Raw genomic sequence first — 24,800 nt, 5'->3', positions numbered from 1 at the left:
GGAATGCGCCATGACCCGGCCCTTGGCAGATATGCGTCGCGACTACACCCGAGATGGCCTGACCGAGGCGCAAGCCCCGGCCGAGCCGTTCGCGTTGTTCCATCAGTGGTTTGCCGATGCGGTGAAAACCGAGCAGGTGCCGGTGGAGGCGAATGCCATGACGCTGGCCACCGTCGATCAGGACGGTCGGCCGCATTGCCGTATTCTGCTGCTCAAGGGCCTGGACGAGCAGGGCTTCACCTTCTTCACCAACTACGAAAGCGACAAGGGTCAGCAACTGGCAGCCAATCCATTTGCGGCCATGACGTTCTTCTGGCCGGCCCTGGAGCGCCAGGTGCGCATCGAAGGGCGGGTGGTGAAGGTCACGCCTGAAGAGTCCGACGCTTATTATCAGGTTCGTCCTCTGGGCAGTCGTCTCGGTGCCTGGGCCTCGCCCCAGAGCCGGGTGATCGCCGATCGCGGCGAACTGGAAGCGCTGCTCAAGAACACCGAGCAACGTTTCAGCGATACTCAGCCTCACTGCCCCGAGCATTGGGGCGGTTATCGCTTGCTACCCGAGCGCATCGAATTCTGGCAGGGCCGTCCGAGCCGTCTGCACGATCGCCTCAACTACCGCTTGCAAGGCGCCGACTGGGTTCGGGAACGCCTGGCGCCGTAAATAGTCTACCGATCGGGATACCCTGCCGCAGCGGCCTCCAGCCACTGAGGCAGGTCCCGCCGCTTGATCTTCTGCGTTTGAGCGTTCGCCAGTTGCTGGAGCATAAAGGCTCTTTTCTGTTGGTCTTTACCCGCCAGTGACAACGCCAGATCGCGGTCCATCCAGCGTTTGATCCGCACGTACAGCCACCAATGGAAGTACAAGCCGGCGACGGTCGTGACGACAATGATGAAGTAATCCATGAAAATCCTTGGGTCAGCGGCGCAGATTTTGTAATTTGACGCTACTGTGTGGTGAGTTCGAAAAAGCGCCTGTATCGGGCCTGAATGAAACCAATTTTATCCGGGTGAAGTCGTGACAGGCGTCAAGCTGCGGAGTTTAATGGATACCTGTCCTATGGAGTTTGATGCTATGCGTAAGTCTGTTCTGCTGGTTGCTTCCTTTTCCACGATGGCGATGTTGCTCACTGGCTGCCAATCGAGCTTGACCGGTGACTCCTACTCCCGTGACGAAGCGCGTCGTGTGCAGACGATTCGCATGGGTACCATCGAAGCTCTGCGTCCGGTGAAAATCGAAGGCACCAAAACCCCAATCGGTAGCGCCGCTGGTGCAGTCGTGGGTGGTGTCGGCGGTAGCGCCATCGGCGGTGGTCGCGGCAGTATCGTCGCAGCGGTCATCGGCGCTGTCGCCGGCGGCCTGATGGGCTCGGCTGCCGAAGAAGGCCTGACCCGTACGCAAGGTGTTGAAATCACCGTGCGCGAAGACGATGGCAGCATGCGCGCCTACGTGCAGGAAGTTCAGCCAAACGAAGTGTTCCGTGTGGGTGAGCGGGTGCGGATCGCCACTGTTGATGGTACGAGCCGCGTTGCGCACTAAGCGGAACGGGTAACACAAAACCCCGATCAGGTGACTGGTCGGGGTTTTTTGTGTCTGCTGCTTTCAGTGACGTCAGATTCAATATCGTTAGTTTTGGCAAAGTCCCATGTAGTACACCAAGTCGTCTCTGAAAGAGTCGCCAACCAGTTCCATAATCGTGCTGACTTGAGGTGGGGATAATTTGTGCTCGCCCATGGGGACATCCCACAAGGTTGGCCGGTCCATAACGTTAAGCACCGCCCGCTCTAAGGCCCGCGGCACATCTTTTTCGTACTGCAATGAATCGTCCGGGTTTGGTTCGTCGAAGAAACCGGTGATTACGATAAATATCATTCTTGTGCTGTCGCTTGGTTGGGGGCGTTGAGTGATTGTTCAGGGGCCGCGCCGGTACCGATGAAATATTCCAAGCCTTCGGGGAAGTTGGGGAATTACCATACTTGCCGATATCGGAACGCAACCTGGTAATCAAAAGCGGCAGTATTAATCTTATGCTTGAACAGAGGCTGAAGCTCTGGCACCCACGCCGATAAAACATCAAATCCACCGTCGTAGATTTCGCTTTCCGCCATCAAGCCTAATGCTTCGATGATTGAACCATCGTCGCCAAGGTCTGCGGAGTACTCCTTTCCTTCCGCTATTTCCGTTTCCTTGTCATACCAATCCAATCTGACTTTCAGTCCCATGCCATCCTCACAAGTACTTTTTAATGCTGCGGTTTTTCTTGGGCGGATCTATTTGCTCGCCTGTTGTATGGTCGAACGAGCCTAGATGGCTTCCATCGCTTGCACGATAAGCTTCCAGCTCCCCGTGCAAAGAGTCCCATTCATAAATTGTTCGACCTTTGGCATCAATCCAACGCTCTCGAAGTCCACCACCCCCTTGTCGTGGGGTTTTCTTTTTTGCTACTTTCAAACCCGAGAAGCCAGTGATTTCCTCTGTTTCAGGTGCAGAGTGATAGTCGTGATCGGGGTTAGGAATTCGTCTTCCAGCAACACTCACCACAATATAAACCGGCACCACCCCCGAATCCGCTGGAAACACCAGAATGAAATCCTTGTACTCAGGCGGGTACACCGGGTTCACGATGATGCTGTCAGCCGCCTTCGTCGGCGGGTAAACCCAGATGTGCGGTGCTTGCGGTGCGGCTTCCAGCGCGGGGATGCCGAGGATGTTTGAACCGTCCTCGGCCGGTGTCCAGATCAGATCAGCTCAACGCCATCCCCAAGATCAGCCACCTGCTGACTGCCGCGCAAGGTGAATTGCGCGACATCGACCATTTCCCAGTCACGGTTTTTGCCGGTGTAGAACCCGTATCCCTTGAGACTGCCGTCAGCCTGTTGCTCGACCCGCAGGCGCACGCGGGTGCGGGCCTGATTAAGGGCGCGCAATTGGTCTTCGGTGTAGAGCGAGCTGTCGCCAAGGCTCGACGGTATGACCAGGGCCACCAAGCCTGCCAAGGTGGCCGCAGCGGTGCTGGCGGCGACAGCGGGCAGTGCGGCAAACGCCGAGCCGGCCAAAGCAAAGCTGCCGAAACCGGCTGGAATCGCAGTGCCACTGATTTTCTTGAGCGGCACGACACCGCTTTCATCGGCCTCGCGAGCACCGAGCAGAACCAGCTCGCCGTAGTCTTTCAGGCTGTCAGTCGGAACAACGCCGGAGGGGTTCGTGTAGTCGATGATTGCGTCGGGCAGCTTGCAGGACTTGGCGAATACGCATCCCGCGCGGGCAACGTCGTCCTTTTTCGCAGTGACTTGAAGGCTGTCTTCGAAGATCTGCTGCCTGGCGAGCATGGCGTCGTAGGCGTTTTGCCTGGCGTCCCGCTCGGCCAATTCAGTGGCAGTCATGTAGCGGTGGGTGACGTGATGCCCGTCGCCTGATGGTGGGTTTTGAACCCGGGGAATGTCCTTGTTGCCAGCCACTGATTGTCCTTTCGCTCGTCCATCGGCAACCCCCGAAAGAGGGGCTGCACGACGTTAACGAACGTGGCTAATCGTGGCTGTAGGACGAATCCTGAATGTCACTAAGAGTGTTCTCTATCGTTCAGGACTGCAGCGCAGTGCTTTTGCGACTCGCCGCCGCTGTCACCGCATAACCGATCAATGCCGCCAGTATCGAGCCGGTCAGAATCCCCATTCGATCCATCCCGGCGTATTCACTGCTGCCGGGCACGAAGGCCAGGGAGCCGACGAACAGGCTCATGGTGAAACCGATGCCGCAGAGGATCGCCACACCCAGCACCTGGCCCCAGTTGGCGCCTTGGGGCAGGGTGGCGATGCCGATTTTTACCGCCAGCCAGGTCAGGCCGTAGACACCGATGGTCTTGCCCAGCAGCAGGCCGACGGCGATGCCCATCGGCACGTCGTGGGTGAAGCTTTCGACGGTCACGCCGCTCAGGGACAGGCCGGCGTTGGCGAAGGCAAACAGCGGCAGAATGCCGTAGGCCACCCACGGATGCAGGGCATGTTCCAGGGTCAGCAGCGGCGAAGGCTCGGCGTTTTTTGTGCGCAGTGGAATGCAGAAGGCCAGGGTCACACCGGCCAGCGTGGCGTGCACGCCGCTCTTGAGCACGCAGACCCAGAGGATCAGCCCGATAATCATGTACGGCCCGAGCTTGACCACGCCGAGTCGGTTCATCCCGATCAAGGTTGCGATGCAGGCCCCAGCCAACGCCAGGGATAAGGTCGACAGTGTGCCGGAATAGAAGATCGCGATGATGATGATCGCGCCCAGGTCGTCGATGATTGCCAAGGTCATCAGGAACAGTTTCAGCGACACCGGCACGCGTTTACCCAGCAGGGCCAGTACGCCGAGGGCGAAGGCAATGTCGGTGGCGGTCGGAATGGCCCAGCCACCCAAGGCGGACGGATTGTCACGGTTGAGGAACCAGTAGATCAGCGCCGGCACGACCATGCCGCCAATCGCCGCCGCGCCGGGCAACACGATTTGCGATGGTTTCGACAGTTGGCCGTCGAGAACCTCACGTTTCACTTCCAGGCCGATCAGCAGGAAGAACAGGGCCATCAGGCCATCGTTGATCCACAGCAGCAGCGGCTTGGCGATCTTCAGCGCGCCGATCTGAGCCACCACGGGGGTGTCCAGCAAGCCGCTATAGAGCCACGACAGCGATGAGTTGTTGATGATCAAGGCGAGAGCGGCCGCGGCGATCAATAACAGACCGCTGGCAGCTTCCAACTGAAAGAAACGCGTGAACGTGCTACGCAGAGGCAAGGTCGCTCTCCATCGATGAATTCAAAAGGTGGCACACCCTAACCCGTACCGTTAGTTGTTAAAACAAAAGTTATATTCTTTTTTGTTATATAGCGTTACAACGTCGGCAGTCAGGAAAGGCCAGAGCCTAGCAGTTGCCGAACGTATTGGACCTCAGCTGTATCTGTGCATGATGTAGGTTCTTTCCTAAGCTTGTGGGCTGAGGCTTGCGACAAGGCCGATTCTTTGCCTGATTCAACGAGAAAACCATCATGAGCGACAATCGACAGTGGGCCCGCGAAGCCATCCGGATCATCGAAGCCGACTTCCAGCGTAGCGCCGATACCCACCTGATCCCCTTGCCGCTGCCGGGGTTGCCGGGCATCGAGTTGTATTTCAAGGATGAGTCGAGCCATCCCACCGGCAGCCTGAAACATCGGCTGGCGCGCTCGTTGTTCCTCTACGCCCTGTGTAACGGCTGGCTCAAACCCGGTGCGCCAGTGATCGAAGCCTCCAGCGGTTCGACGGCGATTTCCGAGGCGTACTTCGCCCGGTTGCTGGGGTTGCCGTTCATTGCGGTGATGCCCGCGACCACGTCCAAGGAGAAGATCGCGCAGATCGCTTTTTATGGTGGCAAGAGCCATTTGGTGGACGATCCGACGCAGATTTACGCCGAGTCCGAACGCCTGGCTCGCGAACACGATGGGCACTTCATCGACCAGTTCACCTACGCCGAGCGCGCCACCGACTGGCGGGCGAACAACAACATCGCTGAATCGATCTTCCAGCAGATGCGTTTCGAGCAGCACCCGGAACCGAGCTGGCTGATTTCCAGCCCCGGCACCGGCGGCACCACCGCGACGCTCGGCCGTTATGTGCGCTATAGCCAGCATTGCACCCGCGTGCTGTGCGCCGATGCCGAGCGTTCGGTGTTCTTCGATTATTACCAGACCGGTGATGCCAGCCTGCGCCTGGATTGCGGGTCACGGATTGAAGGCATTGGTCGGCCGCGGGTGGAAGCGTCGTTCCTGCCCAAGGTGATCGATGCGATGGTCAAAGTACCGGACGCGTTGTCGCTGGCGGCCATGCATTACCTGGCGCAGCGTTTGGGGCGACGGGTCGGCGGATCGAGCGGGACCAACCTGATCGGCGCCTTGATGGCAGCCCAGCAGATGGTGGCGGCGGGGGAGTCGGGGTCGATCGTGGCGATTTTGTGCGATGGCGGCGAGCGCTATGCCACCACCTATTACGATCAGGCCTGGCTCAAGGCCCAGGGGTATGAGTTGAGTGGTTTGATGGATGCCGTGGCGGCGAGTGTCGAGCGCGGCGAACCACTGCCATCGACGGTACTACGCGCCAACATCTGACACACCGAAGACCAAATGTGGGAGCGGGCTTGCTCGCGAATACGGTTTCACATTCAACAGAGATGTTGGCTGATCCACCGCTTTCGCGAGCAAGCCCGCTCCCACATTTAAATTGGGTCAGGCCTCGAGGCCAAGGATGTCGCGGGCCACCGCTTCGGCTATCCGAATACCGTCGACGCCCGCCGACAGAATCCCGCCCGCATAACCCGCGCCTTCACCGGCCGGGAACAAGCCTTTCACGTTCAGGCTCTGCATCGACTCGTTACGGGTAATCCGCAGCGGCGATGACGTGCGCGTCTCGATCCCGGTCAACACGGCGTCGTGCAACGAGTAGCCACGAATCTGCTTCTCGAACGCCGGCAAAGCTTCGCGAATCGCTTCGATGGCGAACGCCGGCAAAGCCAGGGCCAAATCGCCCAAGGCAACACCCGGCTTGTAGGACGGCTCGACGCTGCCCAACTCAGTCGACGGTTTGCCGGCAATGAAGTCGCCAACCAGTTGCGCCGGCGCTTCGTAATTGCTGCCGCCCAGCACAAAGGCGTGGGATTCCAGGCGTTCCTGCAACTCGATGCCAGCCAGCGGACCACCTGGATAATCGACTTCTGGGGTGATCCCGACGACGATCCCGGAGTTGGCGTTGCGCTCGTTACGCGAGTACTGGCTCATGCCGTTGGTGACCACGCGATTCGGCTCGGAGGTCGCCGCCACCACGGTGCCGCCCGGGCACATGCAGAAGCTGTAGACCGAGCGTCCGTTGCTGGCGTGGTGCACCAGCTTGTAGTCGGCAGCGCCGAGTTTCGGGTGCCCGGCGTATTTGCCCAGGCGCGCGCGGTCGATCAGCGACTGCGGGTGCTCGATGCGGAAGCCCACCGAGAAAGGCTTGGCTTCCATGTACACGCCACGGCCGTGGAGCATGCGGAAGGTGTCCCGGGCGCTGTGGCCGAGGGCCAGAATCACGTGTTTCGAATGGATCTGCTCGCCGCCATTGAGCTCGACGCCGACCAGTTGGCCGTCCTCGATCAACACATCGGTGACACGCTGCTGGAAGCGCACTTCGCCGCCCATGGCGCGAATCTGCTCACGCATGTTTTCCACTACACCGGTGAGACGGAATGTACCGATGTGCGGTTTGCTGACGTAGAGGATTTCTTCCGGTGCACCGGCCTTGACGAACTCGTGCAAGACTTTGCGACCGATGAATTTCGGGTCCTTGATCTGGCTGTAGAGCTTGCCGTCGGAGAACGTACCCGCGCCGCCTTCACCGAACTGTACGTTGGATTCGGGGTTGAGCACGCTTTTACGCCACAGCCCCCAAGTGTCCTTGGTGCGCTGACGCACTTCGGTGCCACGTTCGAGGATGATCGGCTTGAAGCCCATTTGCGCCAGCAGCAGCCCGGCGAAGATCCCGCACGGGCCGAAACCCACGACGACAGGACGTTGCTCAAGATCAGCTGGCGCCTGGCCGACCACTTTGTAGCTGACATCCGGCGCCACGTTGACGTTACGGTCATCGGCGAATGTGTGCAGCACCGACGCCTCATCGCGAACGTTGAGGTCGATGGTGTAGATGAAGCACAGTTCGGAGGACTTTTTGCGCGCATCGTAGCTGCGCTTGAACAAGGTGAAGTCGAGCAGGTCATCACTGGCGATGCCCAGACGCTGCACGATGGCAGGGCGCAGGTCTTCTTCGGGATGGTCGATCGGCAGCTTGAGTTCGGTGATTCGTAACATGACGGGATCCGGTTCGCGGGGCGCACAACTGCGCCAAGGCGTTTGAGGCCCGCGATTATAAGCCTCAAAGGATGATTCCCGTGAGGCTAAAACGATCAGTCGTTACGCGATCCGCCGAAATACCCACAGCCGCGTTGCACCTGGCCATCGATGCGCAGCTCGGCGCTCATGTGCTGCACGCTGCCGGTGCTGCTGTCGACGCAGCGTTGCGGCGCGACCCAGAGCTCGATGCGCTGATTATTGGCTTCGGTGCTGAGGTTGAAGCGGCCATCGCCCAGTTGCTCTTCAACATACGGCAGGGCCAAGGGCGGCTGACCGGCGCGGTCGATGACCATGCCCTTGCCGCTGACTTTGACGTTCCATTCAGGACCGTGGCCGGCGGCGCGCAGAATCAGCTGTTTGAAATTGGGATCGTCGCACGCCGTGCCGGAGCGCTCGACGCGGTACAGCTGCTCCAGATCGAGTCGGCTATCGGCACCACTGGCAACGATCCGACCGCGCACGTCGGCAAACAATTTGCCCTGGTCGTCGGCCAGGGTTGCGGCCTCTTGCAGGACGCTGGTGCCGCCGGTGTCGTTGACCACATAACTGCGCTGCTCGTTGCACGGTTGGAACAGCAACTTGCCATCGGCCGCCGTCAACTGGCCCTGCATGCGGGTCTGGCCCACATGGGAAGCACTTTCGCGCGGGCCATCAAGCAACTGGCAGGCGGCGAACAGCGGAAGCAGGGCAACAAGCACTAAGGAACGGGCAACACGCATCTTTGAGTCTCCTGACAAGTGTCGCCACGTTACTTAGCCTGACCGCTCATCACAACCCTGCAATGTCCTCGCTTTCCTACAGGGCGTGTTTGGTTTAGCCGACGCGGTAAGTCTGGCCGGTCTGTAAGCCTTCCACGCTTTTTGCGTAGGCCAGTGCCACTTCGGCGGCGGGAACTGGTTTGAAACCACGGAAGTACGGGGCGTAGCTGCCCATGGCTTCGACCAGCACATTCGGGCTGACCGAGTTGATGCGCAGGCCGCGCGGCAGTTCGATCGCCGCTGCACGGACGAAGCTGTCCAGGGCGCCGTTGACCATGGAGGCCGAGCTGCCGGTACGAATCGGATCGTGGCTGAGGATGCCGGTGGTAAAGGTGAATGACGCACCGTCATTGGCGAATTCCCGGCCGATCAGCAGCAGGTTGACCTGGCCCATCAGCTTATCCCGCAAGCCGAGCTCGAAGTCTTGTTCGGTCATAGTCGCCAGCGGCACGAAGTTGACGCTGCCAGCGGCGCAGATCAGGGCATCAAAGTTGCCGGTCTGTTGGAACAATTTGCGGATCGAGGCGCTGTCACTGATGTCGACCTGGAACTCACCGCTTTTACGGCCGATACGGATGATTTCGTGGCGTTGGGACAGCTCATGGTCAATCGCCGAACCGACGGTGCCAGAGGCGCCAATCAAAAGAATTTTCATCGTGCTGTACCTGAATGGGTTGGATTGAATTTCAAGTTTAGAGTGGTTTTTTCCATTGATAAGCGGGCTAATAGGCAACCTTTGGTTTTCAAATGGAAACAATCCAATGAGCGAAATGGACGACCTGGCAGCGTTCGCGGTGTTGATCGAGGCGGGCAGTTTCACCTTGGCCGCCCAGCAACTGGGTTGTAGCAAAGGACAACTCTCCAAACGCATCAGCCTGCTGGAAACGCGGTTTGCCGTGGTGTTGCTGCAACGCACCACGCGCCGCTTGAGCCTGACGGCGGCGGGCGCGGCGTTGTTGCCGCAAGCCCAGGAACTGGTGATTCAAGTCGAGCGAGCGCGTCAGGCCTTGGCGCGATTGAAAGACGACATGGCCGGCCCGGTGCGGATGACGGTTCCGGTTTCACTGGGGGAGACCTTCTTTGACGGCGCGCTGCTGGAGTTTTCCCGGCAGTACCCCGAGGTGCAGATCGAACTGGAGCTCAACAATAACTACCGTGACCTGTCCCGGGACGGTTTCGACCTGGCGATCCGCTCGGAAGTGGCCAACGACGAACGCCTGGTCGCCCGACCGTTGCTGGCCTGGCACGAGATGACCTGCGCCAGCCCTGCGTACCTTGAGCGATTCGGTGAACCGCTGACGCCTCAGGCACTGGCGGAACACCGCTGCCTGCTCAACAGCCATTACAGCGGCCGGGAAGAATGGCTCTATCACCAACAGCACGAGTTACTGCGGGTGCGAGTGTCGGGGCCGTTCGCCAGCAATCACTACAACCTCTTGAAGAAGGCGGCGCTGGCGGATGCGGGCATTGCGCGTTTGCCGTCGTACTTGCTGCAAGAGGAATTGGCTGACGGGCGTTTGCGCTGGCTCCTGCGCGATTATCAGACCCGCAGCATGCCGATGTACCTGGTGCACCCGTATCAAGGCGGTTTGCCGAAACGCACTCAAGTGCTGGCGGATTATTTGATCGGTTGGTTCAAGCGCAGTGGGGAGGCGTTGGATCGACTTCAACGATGACGTCTCACCACGCAACCTCTGTGGGAGCGGGCTTGCTCGCGAAAGCGGTGTGTCAGCCAACATATCTGTTGAATGTGATACCGCTTTCGCGAGCAAGCCCGCTCCCACATTGGTTCTACATCGTCTGGAGTTCTGAGTAGGGATCAGCGGGCGTAACGCTTGGCAATCAGATGATCAATCGACAACTTGCCCGGCCCGGTAGCCATCAAGTACAGCAACACCGCCGCCCAGGTGCCGTGAGTCGGATAGGCATCGGGATATACAAACAGCTGAATAGTCAGCGTCATGCCCAGCAGTGCCAGCGCCGAAAAACGTGTGGCGAAACCAATCAGAATCAGCACCGGAAAGAAATGCTCGGCGAAGGCCGCCAGGTGCGCCGCCAGTTCCGGGGAGAGCAGCGGCAGGTGATATTCGCTCTGGAACAACGGAATAGTCGAGTCCGCCAGCCTTGGTACGCCGAGTTGAAACGTGCCGTCGATCAAGTCGATGGCCAGGCCTTCTACCTTGGTTTGCCCGGACTTCCAGAACACCGCGGCAATGGAAAAGCGCGCGATAAAGGCGATCAGGCTGTGGGGGATTTTTTCCAGCAGCGCGATGACGCGGGCGATGGGGTTCCGATGGGTGTTCATGGCGATACCTGATTGTGGTGTAAATGGGTAATGACGTTGTGGCTGATCAGCAGCGCCAGGGTTTGGCTGAGGTCGAAGGCGGGCGCTGTCTCTAACGCTTGGGTCAGGGACTGGCCGTTTTGCAGGTTCTGAATGAAGGTGCCGGCGCCGTGGTCGATGGCGAAAACCTCAACCTCCAGACCATTGCGCAACACCAGCGCGTTTTGCCCGTGGTCGAGTTCGATCCCGGCCAGCGTCGCGTCCTGTTGATGCGCCGCCCAGATCGAGATCACGGCAAAAGCTGAAGTCAGCAGATTCAGGGAGGGATGAAACCCGACCGTCAGTTCGCTCAGCGCCTGCGGGTCCGACAGTGCGGCAGCAATCTGTTCATGGCGCAACGGCTGGGCGTCGGCGGCGTGATAGGCCTGAACGCGCAACCGCTCCAGCCGCGCCATGTCGGCCAGATAAGGCACGCTGGCTGCCGGTTCAAAGCGGTCAATGAACTCGGCGAAGTCCTTGCCGTAATCGTTGATGAGTGGGCCTTGAGGTGGGCAACGCTGTACATACAGCCCCGCCATCGCGCGGAAGAACTCATCGCCCACCAACTGCGAAACCACGGGGTAACTGTCGGCCAGGGCATTGATCAGCGAGTTCTGCACATTGTTGCGATACACAGCGAAACGGCTGGCGGGATCGGCACCATTGGCGCTGAACAAACCCTCGGGGCAGGGCCGTTGCGGATCGAGCAGGGCGGTGGCAAACGCGGCTTGGGTGCTCATGACCGGCCCCCCGCGCAATGCAGCAACTCATCGGCCTGACGGGCTTCGGCATGCAGCACGCTGAAGGCTGGTAATTGGTTATCGCGCTCGATCAACGTGGCGATCGGGCCAACCCGTTCCAGCACCTGCCTGTACAGCGTCCATACCGCGTTATCGATGGGCGCACCGTGATCGTCGATCAGCAGACGGTCGCCGAGGCTGTCGGTGTCTTCGGCAAACCCGGCCAGATGAATCTCTCCCACTGCATGCAGCGGCAGCGCGTCGATGTAGGCCAGCGGATCTCTTTGGTGATTGATGCAAGAGACGTAGATATTGTTGACGTCCAGTAGCAGCCCGCAGCCAGTGCGGCGAATGACTTCGCTGATGAAGTCGGCTTCATCGATTGTCGAGCGCTGGAACGCCAGATACGTCGCCGGGTTCTCCAGCAGCATCGGGCGTTTGAGGGTGCTCTGCACCTGATCGATATGCTCGCAGACGCGGTTCAGCGTCGGCGCATCGTAGGCCAGGGGCAGCAGGTCATTGAGAAACACCGGGCCATGGCTGGACCAGGCCAGGTGTTCGGAAAAGGATTGGGGTTGATAGCGTTCGATCAGCGCGGCAAGCCTTTGCAGGTGCTGATTATCCAGCGGACCTTCGGCACCAATGGACAGGCCAACGCCGTGCAACGACAACGGATATTGCTCGCGGATCAACCCCAGAAAATGATGAAACGGGCCGCCGGCCACCATGTAGTTTTCGGCGTGGACTTCGAAGAAACCGATGTCCGGTTGTGCACCGAGCACTTCACGAAAGTGCTCGGTCTTGAGCCCCAGCCCGGAGCGGGGCGGGAGCCCGGAAGATAAAGGATTCATGGTCGACACTCAGGCTGGGTGCTGATTACGACTTGGCTTTGTAGGCTTCCAGCTGGCCGAAACCAGTTGGCGAGGTTTTGCTCATCGTGGTGGTGCAGGTGCCCTTAGGGACGAGTTTCCAGGCATTGGCCTGGTAGTCGGTTTTTGCAGTGCCGGCGCAAGTGGTGCCAGCGCCTGCGGCGCAATCGTTTTTGCCTTTCATGGCCACGCCGAAGCATTTTTCCATGTTGTCGTCAGCGGCATGAGCAGTGGAGACAGCGGCGATGCTCAGGGCAGAACCGAGGGCCAGAACCAGGGCGGTGGCGGACAGGGTGCGGGTGGTAGCAGTCATGATGTTTCTCCGAAATTGAGCTTGGATTGGCAAGCGTTTGTGCTTGCTTACTGCTCTAGAGAAACGACAGGGCGATGCGTTACAGCTCACGCCAAAACTTTTTCAGAAATTCTCGAAACGCACGAATTCCCTGTGGGAGCGGGCTTGCTCGCGAATGCAATCTGACATTCAACATAGGGGGGACTGACCCACCGCTTTCGCGAGCAAGCCCGCTCCCACATTGGATCTTTGTTGTTGTGAAGTTGGTGGCAGGCATAAAAAAACGGCCCGAAAGCCGTTTTTTGTTTACCGCCAAGGCTCAACCACCAAGATACGCTTCGCGCACTTTCGGGTCGGTCAACAGCGCTTCACCTGTCCCTGTCATCACTACACGGCCGTTTTCCAGCACGTAGGCACGGTCAGCGATTTTCAGGGCCTGGTTGGCGTTCTGCTCAACCAGAAACACCGTTACACCGTCCTTGCGCAGTTGTTCGATGATGTCGAAAATCTGCTGGATGATGATCGGTGCCAGGCCCAGCGATGGCTCGTCGAGCAGCAACAGCTTGGGCTTGCTCATCAGCGCACGACCGATGGCGAGCATTTGCTGTTCGCCACCAGACATGGTGCCGCCGCGTTGGGCAAAGCGTTCTTTCAGGCGTGGGAAAAGTCCGAGGACCTTGTCCATCTGCTCCTGATAATCGCCCTTGTCGGTGAAGAATCCGCCCATGGCGAGGTTCTCTTCCACGGTCAGACGGGCAAACACCCGACGGCCTTCCGGGACCACTGCGATGCTTTTACGCATGATCTGCGACGAGTCCTGGCCGACGAGCTCTTCGCCCATGTAGCGGATGCTGCCGCTGTGGGCTTGCGGCGAACCGCAGAGGGTCATCAGCAGGGTCGACTTGCCGGCACCGTTGGCGCCGATCAGGGTCACGATCTCGCCCTGGCGGACTTCGACGTTGACGCTGTGCAGCGCCTGGATCTTGCCGTAGAAGGTGGAAACGTTTTCGAACTGCAGCATTTACGCTTCCCCCAGGTAGGCTTTGATCACTTCAGGATTGTCGCGGATCTGTTCCGGCGTACCGTCGGCCAGGGGCGTGCCCTGGTTGATCACGAAGATGTGGTCGGAAATGCTCATGACCAGTTTCATGTCGTGTTCGATCAGCAGCACGGTCACATCATGCTCTTCACGCAGGGTGCCGATCAGTGTCTTGAGGTCTTCGGTTTCCCGCGGGTTGAGGCCAGCGGCCGGTTCGTCGAGCATGAGAATCCGCGGACGGGTCATCATGCAGCGAGCGATTTCCAGACGACGTTGCTGACCGTAGGCCAGGGTGCCGGCCGGACGGTTGGCGAACTCCTTGAGGTTGACCTTTTCCAACCAGTACTCGGCGTATTCCATCGCCTCGCGTTCGCTTCTGCGGAACGCCGGGGTCTTGAACAGGCCGGCCAGGAAGTTGGTGTTCAGGTGACGGTGTTGCGCGATCAAGAGGTTCTCGACTGCCGTCATGTCCTTGAATAGCCGCACGTTCTGGAAGGTGCGCACTACGCCTTTGAGGGCGATCTTGTGGCCCGGCAGGCCCTGGATCGGCTCGCCGTCCAGCACGATGCTGCCAGCGGTTGGCTGGTAGAAACCGGTCAGGCAGTTGAACACGGTGGTCTTGCCGGCGCCGTTGGGGCCGATCATCGATACCACTTGTTTCTCTTTGACGGTCAAGGCCACGCTGTTGACCGCCAACAGGCCGCCGAAGCGCATGCTCAGGCCGCTTACATTCAGGATCTCACGGCTCATTTGCGCAGCTCCATGTGGGGGCGTTGCATCGGCAGCAGACCTTGAGGACGCCAGATCATCATCAGCACCATCAAGGCGCCGAACATCAACATGCGGTATTCACTGAACTCACGCATCATTTCCGGCAACAGGATCATCACCGTGGCGGCGAGTACGACGCCCAGTTGCGAGCCCATGCCACCCAGCACCACGATGGCGAGGATGGTCGCCGATTCGATGAAGGTGAAGGACTCCGGTGTCACCAGGCCTTGGCGCGCGGCGAAGAAGCTACCGGCGAAACCGGCGAACGCAGCACCGAGGGTGAAGGCCGACAGCTTGATGACCGTAGGATTGAGACCCAATGCACGGCAGGCGATTTCGTCTTCACGCAACGCTTCCCAGGCACGGCCCAAGGGCATGCGCAGCAGACGGTTGATGACGAACAGGGCGAACAGCGACAACAACACCGCGATCAGGTAAAGGAAGATCACCTTGTTTACCGGGTTGTAGGTCAGGCCGAAGTACTCGTGGAAGGTCTGCAGTCCGTCTGCGGCAGTTCTATCGAAGGTCAGTCCGAAAAGCGTTGGCTTGGGAATGTTGCTGATGCCGTTCGGGCCGCCGGTGAGGTCGGTCAGGTTACGCAGGAACAGACGGATGATTTCACCGAAGCCCAAGGTCACGATTGCCAGATAGTCACCGCGCAAACGCAACACCGGGAAACCGAGCAGGAAGCCGAAGGTGGCTGCCATCATCCCGGCGATCGGCAGGCAGATCCAGAAGCTCAGGCCGTAGTAGTGCGACAGCAGCGCGTAGCTGTAGGCGCCCACGGCGTAGAAGCCGACGTAACCGAGGTCAAGCAGGCCAGCCAGGCCGACCACGATGTTCAAGCCCAGGCCGAGCATCACGTAGATCAGCACCAGAGTGGCGATGTCCACCGCTCCGCGGGAGCCGAAGAACGGCCAGACCAGAGAACCGATGATCAACGCGATGATGATCCAGCGCTGGGTGGTCGGCAGGGTCAGGAAGGTACTGGCCTTGGCCGGCATCACCGGCAGGTTGGGCGAGGCTTTCCAGGCCGAACTGATCTGCTGGTCGAACAGAACCCGCAGAAACATCAGCACCGAGCACACGGCGATGGTGATCAGCGTTGCAGTGCTGGTGCCATGGACTTCGAGGTTGATGCCGACAATGGTCAGTTTCAGACCGAGTACCGGGTAGGCAACAGCCCACACCAGCAAGGCGCTGAACAACGCCTGTTTAAGATTCCTAGTCATACTTTCTCAACCTCCGGACGGCCCAACAGGCCGGTTGGCCGGAACAACAACACCAGAACCAATAGACCGAACGCCACGACGTCCTTGTACTGGTCGCCGAAGATATCGGCACCAAAGGCTTCCGCCACCCCAAGCACCAGCCCGCCGAGCATCGCGCCGGGAATGCTGCCGATACCGCCCAATACTGCGGCGGTGAAGGCCTTGAGGCCGACCAGGAAACCGGCGTTCGGGTTGATCACGCCGTATTGCATGCTCAGCAGCACGGCCGCGATGGCCGCCAGTGCGGCACCGATGACGAAGGTCAGGGCGATGATGTTGTTGGTGTTGATACCCAAGAGGTTGGCCATCTTGATGTCTTCGGCACAGGCGCGGCAGGCGCGACCCAGGCGAGAGCGGGAGATGAACAGCGTCAGGCCGAGCATGGCGACCAGGGTCACCACGAACACCACGATTTGCATGTAGGAAATCAGCACTTCATGTGCGCCACCTGGCCCGATGGCGAAGTTGCCAGGGATCAGGTTGGAGATGGATTTGTCCTTGGAGTCTTGCGCCAGCAGAACCGTGTTCTGCAGGAAGATCGACATGCCAATGGCGGAAATCAGCGGGATCAGACGGTTGCTGCCGCGCAAGGGGCGGTAGGCGATCCGTTCGATGCTGTAACCGTAGGCACTGGTAACGACGATGGTCGCGATGAAAGCCGCGGTCATCAAGAGCGGGACACTGTCGAGTCCCAGCATGGCCAGCCCGGCGATGGCGATGAACGCCACGTAAGAGCCGATCATGTACACCTCGCCGTGGGCGAAGTTGATCATTCCAATGATGCCGTAAACCATCGTATAGCCGATGGCGATCAGGGCATACGTGCTGCCAATGGTCAGACCATTAACCAGCTGTTGGAAGAAGTGATAGATGTCAGGCATTACAGCGCTCCTAAAAACCTGATACGCATTTCACTGGTGGAGTCATTTTCCCGCTCGAGCCCCGTGGATCTGCATCCACTTCGAATTCGAGGTTTGCCAGCGAACCGCTGATGACGGTTTTGAGATTTTCAGGTGGGGAGACTGGCGGATCACGCCAGCGCGGCCCAATACGTTCGTAAAACAAAGCCCACGGCACGCCGTGGGCTTTATTGGCAGTCAGTCAGGCCAAGGCCTTACTGAGGCGAAACTTCAGTTTTAGGTTTGCCGAAGTGCCACTGGTAAACCACGAATTTGAAGTCCTTCAGGTCGCCCTTTTCGTCGAAAGACAGATCGCCGGTCGGGGTTTTGAACGTGCCTTTGTGGATAGCTTCAGCGACTTTGGCAGTGTCTTCGCTCTTGGCCGCCTTGATGCCTTCTGCGATGACTTGCACAGCCGAGTAGGACGGGAACACGAACGGACCGCTCGGGTCTTCTTTCTTGGCTTTGAACGCGTCAGCCAGGGCGATGTTGGCCGGATCCTGGTCGAAGGATTTCGGCAGGGTCACCAGCAGGCCTTCGGAAGCTTCCTTGGCGATCTGCGAAATGGAGTCGTTACCCACGCCTTCCGGACCCATGAACTTGGCTTTCAGGCCTTTTTCCTGGGATTGACGCAGGAGCAGACCCAGCTCCGGGTGGTAGCCGCCGTAGTAGACGAAGTCGACGTTGGCTTGCTTGAGCTTGGAGACCATCGAAGAGAAGTCTTTGTCGCCGGCGTTGATGCCTTCGAACACGGCAACCTTCACGCCTTTGGCTTCGAGGGTTTTCTTCACGGCGCTGGCGATGCCTTCACCGTATTGCTGTTTGTCGTGCAGCACAGCAACGATTTTCGGTTTTACGAAGTCGGCAATGTAGTTACCGGCGGCAGGGCCCTGGGCGCTGTCCAGACCGATGGTGCGGAAGATCATTTTGTAGCCGCGAGTGGTGATGTCCGGGCTGGTGGCAGCCGGAGTGATCATGATCACGCCTTCGTCTTCGTAAATGTCCGAAGCCGGTTGAGTGGAGCTGGAGCACAGGTGACCAACCACGAACTTGACGCCGTCGTTGACGACTTTGTTCGCTACAGCAACCGCTTGTTTTGGATCGCAGGCATCGTCGTATTCAACGGCTTCGAGTTTCTTGCCGTCGACGCCGCCCTTGGCGTTGATTTGTTCGATGGCCATTTTGGAGCCACTGAACTGCATGTCGCCGTATTGGGCTACAGGGCCGGTTTTAGGGCCGGCGATACCGATCTTGATGGTGTCAGCGGCGAACGAATGGCTGGCAACCCCGGCCAGAACCATAGCGGCAAACAGTTTTGAAATCTGCTTAGTAGCCTTAGTCATAGTGCTCCACTCTTACTGTTGTAGTTTTTATAGTCCTGGCGCCGTAGCAGCAGAACCGGGTCAGATATCGTTGATATCCTCCGGAAAATGCCCCCGGCAACTGTACCGGTACAGTGTAGAGCGCCGATTGTTAGCCTGGGAAGCTGGCGCCAGGGGGCAAAACCTGAGGGTGTCGCTTTATTGAAAGAAAAAGACAGAATCGCGGCGGGATGTTAGCTGGCTAATACTTGAATTCAGCAGCATTCCTTGGCTTTCCTGCGTTTTTCAATCGGTAACGCAATTGCATCCGGGTTTTTCTGGCGCAATACCGACGTTATTATTCACGTCGATTTTCTTTGCGGACAGAAACCCATGACTCAAGAACCTAGCACCCTCTATGCCAAACTGCTTGGTGAGACCGCATCTATTACCTGGAAAGAGTTGGAGCCGTTCTTCGCCAGGGGTGCCCTATTGTGGGTCGACCCAGGCCTGGATTTGATCGCTGCGGCAGAAGCAGTGGCAACCGATGAAGGCGAGAAAGTCGCTGCCTGGCTGGCCGCCGACAAGGTCGCCAAGCTGTCTGAAACGCGGGCGCTGGATCTTTTTGAACGTGATCCCGAGCTTTGGGCCGTGGTGGTTTCGCCATGGATTCTGATCCAGGAAAGGGCGACGAGCTGAGTGCTTGCACTTAATTGGTGCGCGGCTTTGCCGGTTAAAAGTGTGTAGCCGAGTAGCGTGATGGCATGTTGCCGTGGAGAAAGGCCACAGAAGGGTCTTGGCGAGGGTGACGTAAACGTAACGGGAACAGTTTATTGAGCAGCCGATGGGCTGCTTAATTGTTTCTGGATGTTGGTAAATCGGCGGCTGATGCGGCGAATGTCAGACCGCTTTCGCGAGCAAGCCCGCTCCCACATTATTTGATCGCATTCCTTCTGGAGGAACCCGGTTAAATGTGGGAGCGGGCTTGCTCGCGAATGGGCGCGCCGCTAACTAAGCGGTCTTGCCCGTATGATTATTAAGCGAAATAACCTTGGTCTTGCCAATCCGGTGACGGTAAATCTCGCGCAGATACTTGATCGCCTTCTTCACGCAATCCCGGGACAAACGAATGTCATTGATCGAGACAAACTTGTCCTTGTCGTTGATTAGCTCGCGGTACTTCTTCTCATACATCGGTTTGATCGCGTACCAATTGGTGTCGAGGATCTTCGCCGGGTTTTCGAATTCGTTGAGCAGTTCGTCGATGCGGTCTTCGTCGAAGTCTTCATTGATGATGAAGTCCAGGATCGAGTTGTCCAGCGTCTCGTCGAAGCGGTACGGGTTTTTCGCAAAGCAGCGCTTGATGAAGGCCACGATCAGCGTCAGAAAGTCGTCCGACAGGCACGGGCTCTTGGCGATCAAAGTGGTCAGCGACAAGTTGGCCGACGCGCCGATCACCAGCGCATAACGCTTGAGCGTGGTGTTGGGGAACAGGCTGTTGAGGTGAGTTTTCAACCGGTTCAGGTCCATGTAGGACAACTTGTAGTCCTTGGGCAGCGAAACAATCGACACCACCGACGAGCAATTCTTGAAGAAGTGCAGGTCGTGCAACGCGGCCGCGTCATAGCCCGAATTCTTGTACTGCTCAAGCGAGGCGCGATAGCGCTTGGACTCGATCGGCAACAGGCTGATGCCTTCGATCGCCTGGGTGACCTTGTTGAAGTGCGGCAGGTCGATGGAACGGAAGAACAGGTCGTCGATGTTCAGGCGCTGCGGCTCTTTCTCGAACACCTTGAACTTGTCGCTGCTTGGCGGCGGGGTTTCCGGCACCACGGACTCGGCATAGGCAATCGCCACTGGGCCGGCCAGGCTCATGAACAGGTCATTGGCGTCCAGGCGAATGGTTTCGCCAATGTCGATGCCGGCGCGACGGAAATAGTTCTGGTCGTAGTCGGTGGTGACCGCCTGCGCCGTCAGAATGTTGAAGATCTGCTGTGAGATGTACTGGTTGGCGTGCTTTTCCATGGCATTGACATCAATGTTCTGGATGTTGCCGTCATCGCTTTCTTCGGCATAACGCATGATGTCGTTGGAGATCAGCATCATCGCGTTCCATGGACGGATACGGCCCATGACGCTGGCTTCGCTGCTGTCTTCGTTGGCGAAGTTGTAGGAGAAGTCCCACTCTTCCGACAGGTATTTACACAGCAGGCGACCGGCGTTGATGTGCAGCGCCTCGGACATTTCGCTGCGGTGATCGGAAATGTTCGGCAGTACGCAAATACCGCTGGTGAAGATCGGCTCGAAGACGAAGGAATGACCGCTCTTGCTGTCGTGCTCGTCCATCGGCTTGGTGTCGAACGTCTTGTTCATGTACGAGTGCTGCTGGGCCAGGCCGAACTCCGAGGCCATGCCCGAACCGGTACCGCCGCCGGCACTGAAGATCGAGAAATACAGGCGCGACTGGTTGGCCTTGATCCCGCAGCTGTCGATCAGGTACGAGTGAATCATCTTCCAGTCAGGACTGGAAAACCGCTGGGTGTCCTTGTTCAGGATGATCTTGGCCAGGTACTGGCCGAGGATCGGCGCGTTACCGGCGCCACCGGCGTGGACTTCCGACAAGTCCATGATTTTCATTTTGCTGTAGTCGCGCAAAAAGCCGCTTTTTTCGCCCTTGCGCGAGAAGCGGATGCGACCGGCGATGTCTTTGTCCAAGTCGCCGAGCATCACCAGCGGTTCGACCAGGAACACCGGTTTGCTGGCCTTGTTCGGCCCCAGGCGCAGGTTATTGCGAATCCATTGCGCCGGGCTGTAGCCCTTTTCGGCGTAGCGTTTATCCGGCGACAGACGGTCTTCGTTGTTGAATTCGTTGAGGTAGAACTTGCGGGCGTTGTACACCAACTCCGCCACGTCCAGCGCGATGTTCGAACCACAACGGCCGAGGCCGATCAGGCACACCGACGGGAATTCCTGATCGCTGTGCTGTTCGTTGTCGCCTTCCAGGTGGGGCGGGCGCGGGAACACCATATCGCGCAGGCCGTCGAGGTTGTCGAGGATGCGGTCGGTATTGGTTTCGGTGAAGTACAAGTATTGCTGAGTCGCCAGCGGACGCGACGGGGTCAATGGCTTCGACGATGAAGGGCTGTTCGCCGCGGGGCTCAGGGTCAGGTCGGATACCGCGGTGGCCGGATTGTTTTTAGAAGTCATTGTGCGCCATATACCTGGACTGGTTGACTCGGCGACAAGTGTCATCGAGTCATCACGGAATGGGATCTCGCGTCTTTTCGCAGCGCGAATGTGGCCCAAGCGTCAGGGCCTGGGCCTGAGAGTCGCTCGGGGGAATCCTTTCCTTAATCATGATGAATCGGCCAATATTCGATGATCTTTAATCAAAAGGAGGCTAAATGATGGCAACGTTACCTGCGCTGGGGTTTGCCGGAATCGGTCTGATGGGCATGCCGATGTGCCGACGCCTGTTGGCGGCGGGTTATCCGCTGACGGTGTGGAACCGCAACCCGGCCAAGTGCGCAGCGCTGGTCGAGGCCGGCGCGCGGCAAGTGGCGACACCGGCTGAACTGTGTCAGCACGCGGACCTGGTGATGCTATGTCTGGCTGACACGGCTGTTGTACGTGAGGTGGTGTTTGGCGCGGCGGGCGTTGCCAAGGGTGCGAAAAGCGGACAGTTGCTGGTGGATTTTTCCAGCCTGGAACCCACCGCGACGCGGGAAATGGCGAGCGCATTAGCGAGTAAAACCGGTATGAGTTGGCTGGATGCGCCGGTGTCCGGTGGGGTGGTCGGAGCCGAAGCCGGCAGCCTGGCGATCATGGTCGGTGGCGAAGCGGCGGACCTTGCGCGCGTGCGGCCGGTGTTGTTGACCCTTGGCCAGCGCGTGACTCACATGGGCGCCGTCGGTGCGGGGCAGGTGACCAAGGCCTGCAATCAGATGATCGTTGCCTGCAATGCCTTGGTCATTGCCGAAGTAGTGGCTCTGGCCGAGCGTTCCGGGGTCGACGCCCGCCTGATCGCCGAGGCGCTGGCCGGTGGTTTCGCCGATTCAAAACCGTTGCAGATTCTTGCGCCGCAAATGGCCGAAAGCCGTTTCGAACCCGTGAAATGGCACGTGCGCACGCTGCTCAAGGATTTGGACACCGCCGTGAAATTCTCCCGCGAACAAGGCTCGGCCACACCGATCAGCGGATTGGCCGCACAACTGATGCGCCTCCATGGGGGGCAGGGGTTTCTGGAAAAGGATCCGTCGACGCTAGTGCAGTTATACCGCGAGCCAGACTCAAAGGATTGATGGTGTGCGTGTGTTTGCGCTGGTTGATTTCGGCCAGCACCGGACGCAACTCGGCCAGCGGCACCGGACGGCTGAGCAGGTAGCCCTGAACGAAATCGCAGCCATGGCGTTCAAGAAAATCGAATTGCTCGAAGGTTTCGACGCCTTCGGTGACGACCTGCAAATGCAGGGTATGGGCCATGACGATAATGGCCTGGACGATCTCCATGTCCTGGGTGGCCTTGGGGATGTCCTGAATGAACGAGCGGTCGATCTTCAACGTATTTAATGGCAGGCGCCTGAGGTAGGCCAGGGATGAATAGCCGGTGCCGAAGTCATCGATCGACAACGAGACCCCGAGGGCGCGAATCTGCCGCAGCAACACCAGGGTGTTGCTGATATTGCCCATCAGCGCATTTTCGGTCACTTCCAGTTCCAGTCGGTGTGGCGCCACCCCGAAGGCGTGCAAGGCGTGTTCGATTTCATCGGCCAATTCTTCTCGCGCCAGGTTCAGGGGCGAGCAATTCACCGCAATTCGAAGTTCTTCGCAATCGTGCCGGGACAGCTCGCCCAAGTCTTCGCAGGCCTTGCGCAGCACCCAGTTGTCCAGATCGGCGATCAGGCCATTGGCTTCGGCAATGGCGATGAACCGATCTGGCGTGAGCAATCCGTGAACCGGGTGCTGCCAGCGAATCAGCGCTTCAAGTTTGGTGACCTGGCCGATTCTCAGGTCATAGATCGGCTGGTAATACAGCATCAACCCGATGTTTTCGCGCAGGGCGTGACGCAGCTCCTCTTCGAGTTGTAACTCCAGGGTGGCGCGGGTTTTCAGGTTTGAACTGAAAAAGTGCAGGGCGTTACGACCGCAGTCCTTGGACTGATACAGCGCCAGGTCGGCGTTTTTCAGCAATTCTTCACAGGTCTTGCCGTCTTCCGGAAACAGGCTGATGCCGATGCTGGTGGTCATGACCATACGCCGTCCGGACAACTCGATGGGCTCCTTCATTTTCAGCATGATGCGTTGAGCCATTTGCCGCGCTTCTTCAAGGTCGTACAGAGTGATGAGGATGCAGAATTCGTCGCCTCCAAAGCGCGCCACCACGTCTTCGTGACTGCGCACCGAGGCCTTGATGTGGCCGGCCAGGACTTTGAGCAATTCGTCGCCGGCGTCATGGCCGAGGCTGTCATTGATCCGCTTGAAGTGGTCGATGTCGAGGAACATCACCGCCAGCATGCCGCCTTCGTTGGTTTTCTCGATGAGTTTCTCGGCGAAAATCTGGTTGAAGCCTCGTCGGTTAATCAGGTTGGTCAAGGGGTCGTAATGCGCCACCTGTTGCAGCGACATGCGTGCCTGATCCAGTTGACTGAGCAGGGCGTTGACCCGCTGCAGGTCATGCTCTTTGTGTTGCAGTTTCTTGTCCGCCCATGCAGCGCTGATGCCGCTGCCGATGATCAGCAGCGTCATGACCGCTACCGTCAGCCCCAATTGCAGGTGATTGTTGTCGCTGGGCAGGGGCTCAAGGCTGCCAGCGGGCAGCACCAGGCTGAACGCCGCCATGCTGGTGAAATGCATGCTCACGATGCCGGCGCCGAGCACCAGGCTGGCGGTGTATTTGAGCAATTGATGAAACACGCCGGCGCCATCGCGCAGATGACTGGAAATCAACAGGGCGGCCAGGCTGGCACCGATGGCGATCACAATGGAAAGCACGAACAGCACGGGTTGGTAGTAGGCCATCGCATTCGAGCGCAGGGCGGCCATCCCCACGTAATGCATGGTTGCGATGCCCAGGCCGATCCATACCGCGGCCCGCAGGTATTGCCAGAAATTCAACTGAGGATGGCTGAGGGTGTGCATGGCCAGCCATGAGGCGGTCAGGGCGAATAACAGCGAGAGCAGGGTAGTGGGCAAGTGGTAATGAATTTCGATCGGCGCCTGGAACGCCAGCATGCTGATGAAGTGCATGGCCCAGATACCACCCGCCAGGCACCCGGCACCGACCCAACGCCAGAGTCGTTGGGAGGCGGATTTTTCCACATGGCCGACCCGCTCGGTCATGTCCAGCGTGGCGAAGCCGGCCACGCAAGCCACCAGATAGGCCAGCAACACCAGAAAAGGGTTATGGGTGCAATCGAGTATGACCTGCCCGCCCTCCGGTAGCCCGGTCATGAAATGCAAACCAAGCCACTCCATAGCATGCCCCATCTCTGAATCATCCTGCGCCATGTACACTGGCGAATGCTTGCAGTATAGAGGCCTTGCATGGAGCGCAAGGGGTGGTGGCATATTAATGCCAACGTTTTTGGAATGGCTTTTAGAACGATTGGAAATAAATTGTTGCATGGCCCGCATGGGTGGCCATGGAGGGGTATCAG

The 24,800-nt window shown here is 58.7% G+C and carries 24 protein-coding genes and 1 pseudogene; 6 read left to right on the top strand and 19 right to left on the bottom strand.

The window, feature by feature from the left end; all coding sequences use genetic code 11:
• Positions 1-10: 10 nt before the first annotated feature.
• Positions 11-658, top strand: coding sequence for a pyridoxamine 5'-phosphate oxidase (gene pdxH, locus KVG95_RS12575; RefSeq protein WP_217856680.1), 648 nt, complete (start codon positions 11-13; stop codon positions 656-658).
• 5 nt (positions 659-663) lie between these two features.
• Here pdxH and KVG95_RS12570 read toward each other — a convergent pair whose 3' ends face one another.
• Positions 664-900: a hypothetical protein gene (locus KVG95_RS12570; RefSeq protein ID WP_052966960.1), complete on the bottom strand. Its 237-nt coding sequence runs from the start codon at positions 898-900 to the stop codon at positions 664-666.
• Positions 901-1,069: 169 nt separating this feature from the next.
• Between KVG95_RS12570 and KVG95_RS12565 the strand changes: the two genes are divergently transcribed.
• A complete protein-coding gene (locus tag KVG95_RS12565) occupies positions 1,070-1,534 on the top strand; it encodes an outer membrane lipoprotein (protein ID WP_095054089.1) in 465 nt (154 codons plus the stop codon).
• An 87-nt stretch (positions 1,535-1,621) separates the two neighbouring features.
• Here KVG95_RS12565 and KVG95_RS30150 read toward each other — a convergent pair whose 3' ends face one another.
• From KVG95_RS30150 to nhaA, 4 genes and pseudogenes are all read right to left on the bottom strand, one after another.
• Positions 1,622-1,867 carry a pyocin S6 family toxin immunity protein gene (locus KVG95_RS30150; RefSeq protein ID WP_367616753.1) on the bottom strand — a complete coding sequence of 82 codons (246 nt, stop codon included), beginning with the start codon at positions 1,865-1,867 and terminating at the stop codon, positions 1,622-1,624.
• A gap of 95 nt (positions 1,868-1,962) precedes the next feature.
• Positions 1,963-2,217, bottom strand: a complete 255-nt coding sequence (locus KVG95_RS12560; protein ID WP_217856679.1) for a colicin E3-like toxin immunity protein — start codon at positions 2,215-2,217, stop codon at positions 1,963-1,965.
• 7 nt (positions 2,218-2,224) lie between these two features.
• A pseudogene (locus tag KVG95_RS12555) lies at positions 2,225-3,453 on the bottom strand (colicin E3/pyocin S6 family cytotoxin).
• Positions 3,454-3,574: 121 nt separating this feature from the next.
• Positions 3,575-4,762 carry a Na+/H+ antiporter NhaA gene (gene nhaA, locus KVG95_RS12550; protein WP_217856678.1) on the bottom strand — a complete coding sequence of 396 codons (1,188 nt, stop codon included), beginning with the start codon at positions 4,760-4,762 and terminating at the stop codon, positions 3,575-3,577.
• 248 nt (positions 4,763-5,010) lie between these two features.
• On the opposite strand from nhaA, the gene KVG95_RS12545 reads away from it, so the two are divergent.
• Positions 5,011-6,108, top strand: a complete 1,098-nt coding sequence (locus KVG95_RS12545; protein ID WP_217856803.1) for a PLP-dependent cysteine synthase family protein — start codon at positions 5,011-5,013, stop codon at positions 6,106-6,108.
• Between the two features lie 117 nt (positions 6,109-6,225).
• Here the strand turns inward: KVG95_RS12545 and KVG95_RS12540 are convergent, their stop codons facing one another.
• From KVG95_RS12540 to KVG95_RS12530, 3 genes are all read right to left on the bottom strand, one after another.
• The gene (locus KVG95_RS12540) at positions 6,226-7,839 is read right to left on the bottom strand and encodes an NAD(P)/FAD-dependent oxidoreductase (RefSeq protein ID WP_052966952.1); all 1,614 of its coding nucleotides are present in this window, start codon (positions 7,837-7,839) and stop codon (positions 6,226-6,228) included.
• A gap of 95 nt (positions 7,840-7,934) precedes the next feature.
• The gene (locus tag KVG95_RS12535; protein WP_217856677.1) at positions 7,935-8,600 is read right to left on the bottom strand and encodes a COG3650 family protein; all 666 of its coding nucleotides are present in this window, start codon (positions 8,598-8,600) and stop codon (positions 7,935-7,937) included.
• Between the two features lie 94 nt (positions 8,601-8,694).
• Positions 8,695-9,294: a short chain dehydrogenase gene (locus KVG95_RS12530; RefSeq protein WP_038979242.1), complete on the bottom strand. Its 600-nt coding sequence runs from the start codon at positions 9,292-9,294 to the stop codon at positions 8,695-8,697.
• A gap of 106 nt (positions 9,295-9,400) precedes the next feature.
• Here KVG95_RS12530 and KVG95_RS12525 point away from each other — a divergent pair, with 106 nt between their 5' ends.
• Positions 9,401-10,315 (top strand): LysR family transcriptional regulator, encoded by a 915-nt coding sequence (locus tag KVG95_RS12525; protein ID WP_217856676.1) that lies wholly within the window; start codon positions 9,401-9,403, stop codon positions 10,313-10,315.
• A gap of 143 nt (positions 10,316-10,458) precedes the next feature.
• On the opposite strand, the gene KVG95_RS12520 is transcribed toward KVG95_RS12525, so the two are convergent.
• From KVG95_RS12520 to KVG95_RS12480, 9 genes are all read right to left on the bottom strand, one after another.
• Complete coding sequence (locus KVG95_RS12520; protein ID WP_217856675.1) at positions 10,459-10,944, bottom strand: DoxX family protein; 486 nt, start codon at positions 10,942-10,944, stop codon at positions 10,459-10,461.
• Complete coding sequence (locus KVG95_RS12515; RefSeq protein WP_217856674.1) at positions 10,941-11,702, bottom strand: HvfC/BufC N-terminal domain-containing protein; 762 nt, start codon at positions 11,700-11,702, stop codon at positions 10,941-10,943. The genes KVG95_RS12520 and KVG95_RS12515 overlap by 4 nt, the downstream gene beginning before the upstream one ends.
• On the bottom strand, positions 11,699-12,553 hold the full coding sequence (bufB, locus tag KVG95_RS12510) for an MNIO family bufferin maturase (RefSeq protein ID WP_217856673.1): 855 nt from the start codon (positions 12,551-12,553) through the stop codon (positions 11,699-11,701). Before bufB ends, KVG95_RS12515 begins: the two co-directional genes overlap by 4 nt.
• Positions 12,554-12,578: 25 nt before the next feature.
• The gene (locus KVG95_RS12505) at positions 12,579-12,884 is read right to left on the bottom strand and encodes a BufA1 family periplasmic bufferin-type metallophore (RefSeq protein ID WP_217856672.1); all 306 of its coding nucleotides are present in this window, start codon (positions 12,882-12,884) and stop codon (positions 12,579-12,581) included.
• A gap of 298 nt (positions 12,885-13,182) precedes the next feature.
• Positions 13,183-13,884 (bottom strand): ABC transporter ATP-binding protein, encoded by a 702-nt coding sequence (locus KVG95_RS12500; protein ID WP_030128348.1) that lies wholly within the window; start codon positions 13,882-13,884, stop codon positions 13,183-13,185.
• On the bottom strand, positions 13,885-14,652 hold the full coding sequence (gene livG, locus KVG95_RS12495; protein WP_217856671.1) for a high-affinity branched-chain amino acid ABC transporter ATP-binding protein LivG: 768 nt from the start codon (positions 14,650-14,652) through the stop codon (positions 13,885-13,887). It abuts the gene before it with no gap.
• Complete coding sequence (locus KVG95_RS12490; RefSeq protein WP_201059831.1) at positions 14,649-15,905, bottom strand: high-affinity branched-chain amino acid ABC transporter permease LivM; 1,257 nt, start codon at positions 15,903-15,905, stop codon at positions 14,649-14,651. The genes livG and KVG95_RS12490 overlap by 4 nt, the downstream gene beginning before the upstream one ends.
• Entirely contained in the window at positions 15,902-16,825 is a 924-nt protein-coding gene (gene livH / locus KVG95_RS12485) for a high-affinity branched-chain amino acid ABC transporter permease LivH (protein WP_217856670.1), read from the bottom strand. The genes KVG95_RS12490 and livH overlap by 4 nt, the downstream gene beginning before the upstream one ends.
• Positions 16,826-17,058: 233 nt before the next feature.
• Positions 17,059-18,186 carry a branched-chain amino acid ABC transporter substrate-binding protein gene (locus KVG95_RS12480; RefSeq protein ID WP_217856669.1) on the bottom strand — a complete coding sequence of 376 codons (1,128 nt, stop codon included), beginning with the start codon at positions 18,184-18,186 and terminating at the stop codon, positions 17,059-17,061.
• A gap of 351 nt (positions 18,187-18,537) precedes the next feature.
• On the opposite strand from KVG95_RS12480, the gene KVG95_RS12475 reads away from it, so the two are divergent.
• On the top strand, positions 18,538-18,843 hold the full coding sequence (locus tag KVG95_RS12475) for a DUF2288 domain-containing protein (RefSeq protein ID WP_007906642.1): 306 nt from the start codon (positions 18,538-18,540) through the stop codon (positions 18,841-18,843).
• 312 nt (positions 18,844-19,155) lie between these two features.
• On the opposite strand, the gene KVG95_RS12470 is transcribed toward KVG95_RS12475, so the two are convergent.
• Positions 19,156-21,351: a hypothetical protein gene (locus KVG95_RS12470; RefSeq protein WP_217856668.1), complete on the bottom strand. Its 2,196-nt coding sequence runs from the start codon at positions 21,349-21,351 to the stop codon at positions 19,156-19,158.
• 197 nt (positions 21,352-21,548) lie between these two features.
• Between KVG95_RS12470 and KVG95_RS12465 the strand changes: the two genes are divergently transcribed.
• Positions 21,549-22,445, top strand: a complete 897-nt coding sequence (locus tag KVG95_RS12465) for an NAD(P)-dependent oxidoreductase (RefSeq protein WP_217856667.1) — start codon at positions 21,549-21,551, stop codon at positions 22,443-22,445.
• On the opposite strand, the gene KVG95_RS12460 is transcribed toward KVG95_RS12465, so the two are convergent.
• Complete coding sequence (locus tag KVG95_RS12460; protein WP_217856802.1) at positions 22,336-24,618, bottom strand: putative bifunctional diguanylate cyclase/phosphodiesterase; 2,283 nt, start codon at positions 24,616-24,618, stop codon at positions 22,336-22,338. The two genes, KVG95_RS12465 and KVG95_RS12460, sit on opposite strands and share 110 nt — an antisense overlap.
• Positions 24,619-24,800: the final 182 nt, after the last annotated feature.

It is taken from the genome of Pseudomonas farris (assembly GCF_019145235.1).
Classification (GTDB): Bacteria; Pseudomonadota; Gammaproteobacteria; order Pseudomonadales; family Pseudomonadaceae; genus Aquipseudomonas; species Aquipseudomonas farris.
This window is presented reverse-complemented; position numbering and strand designations above follow the sequence as displayed.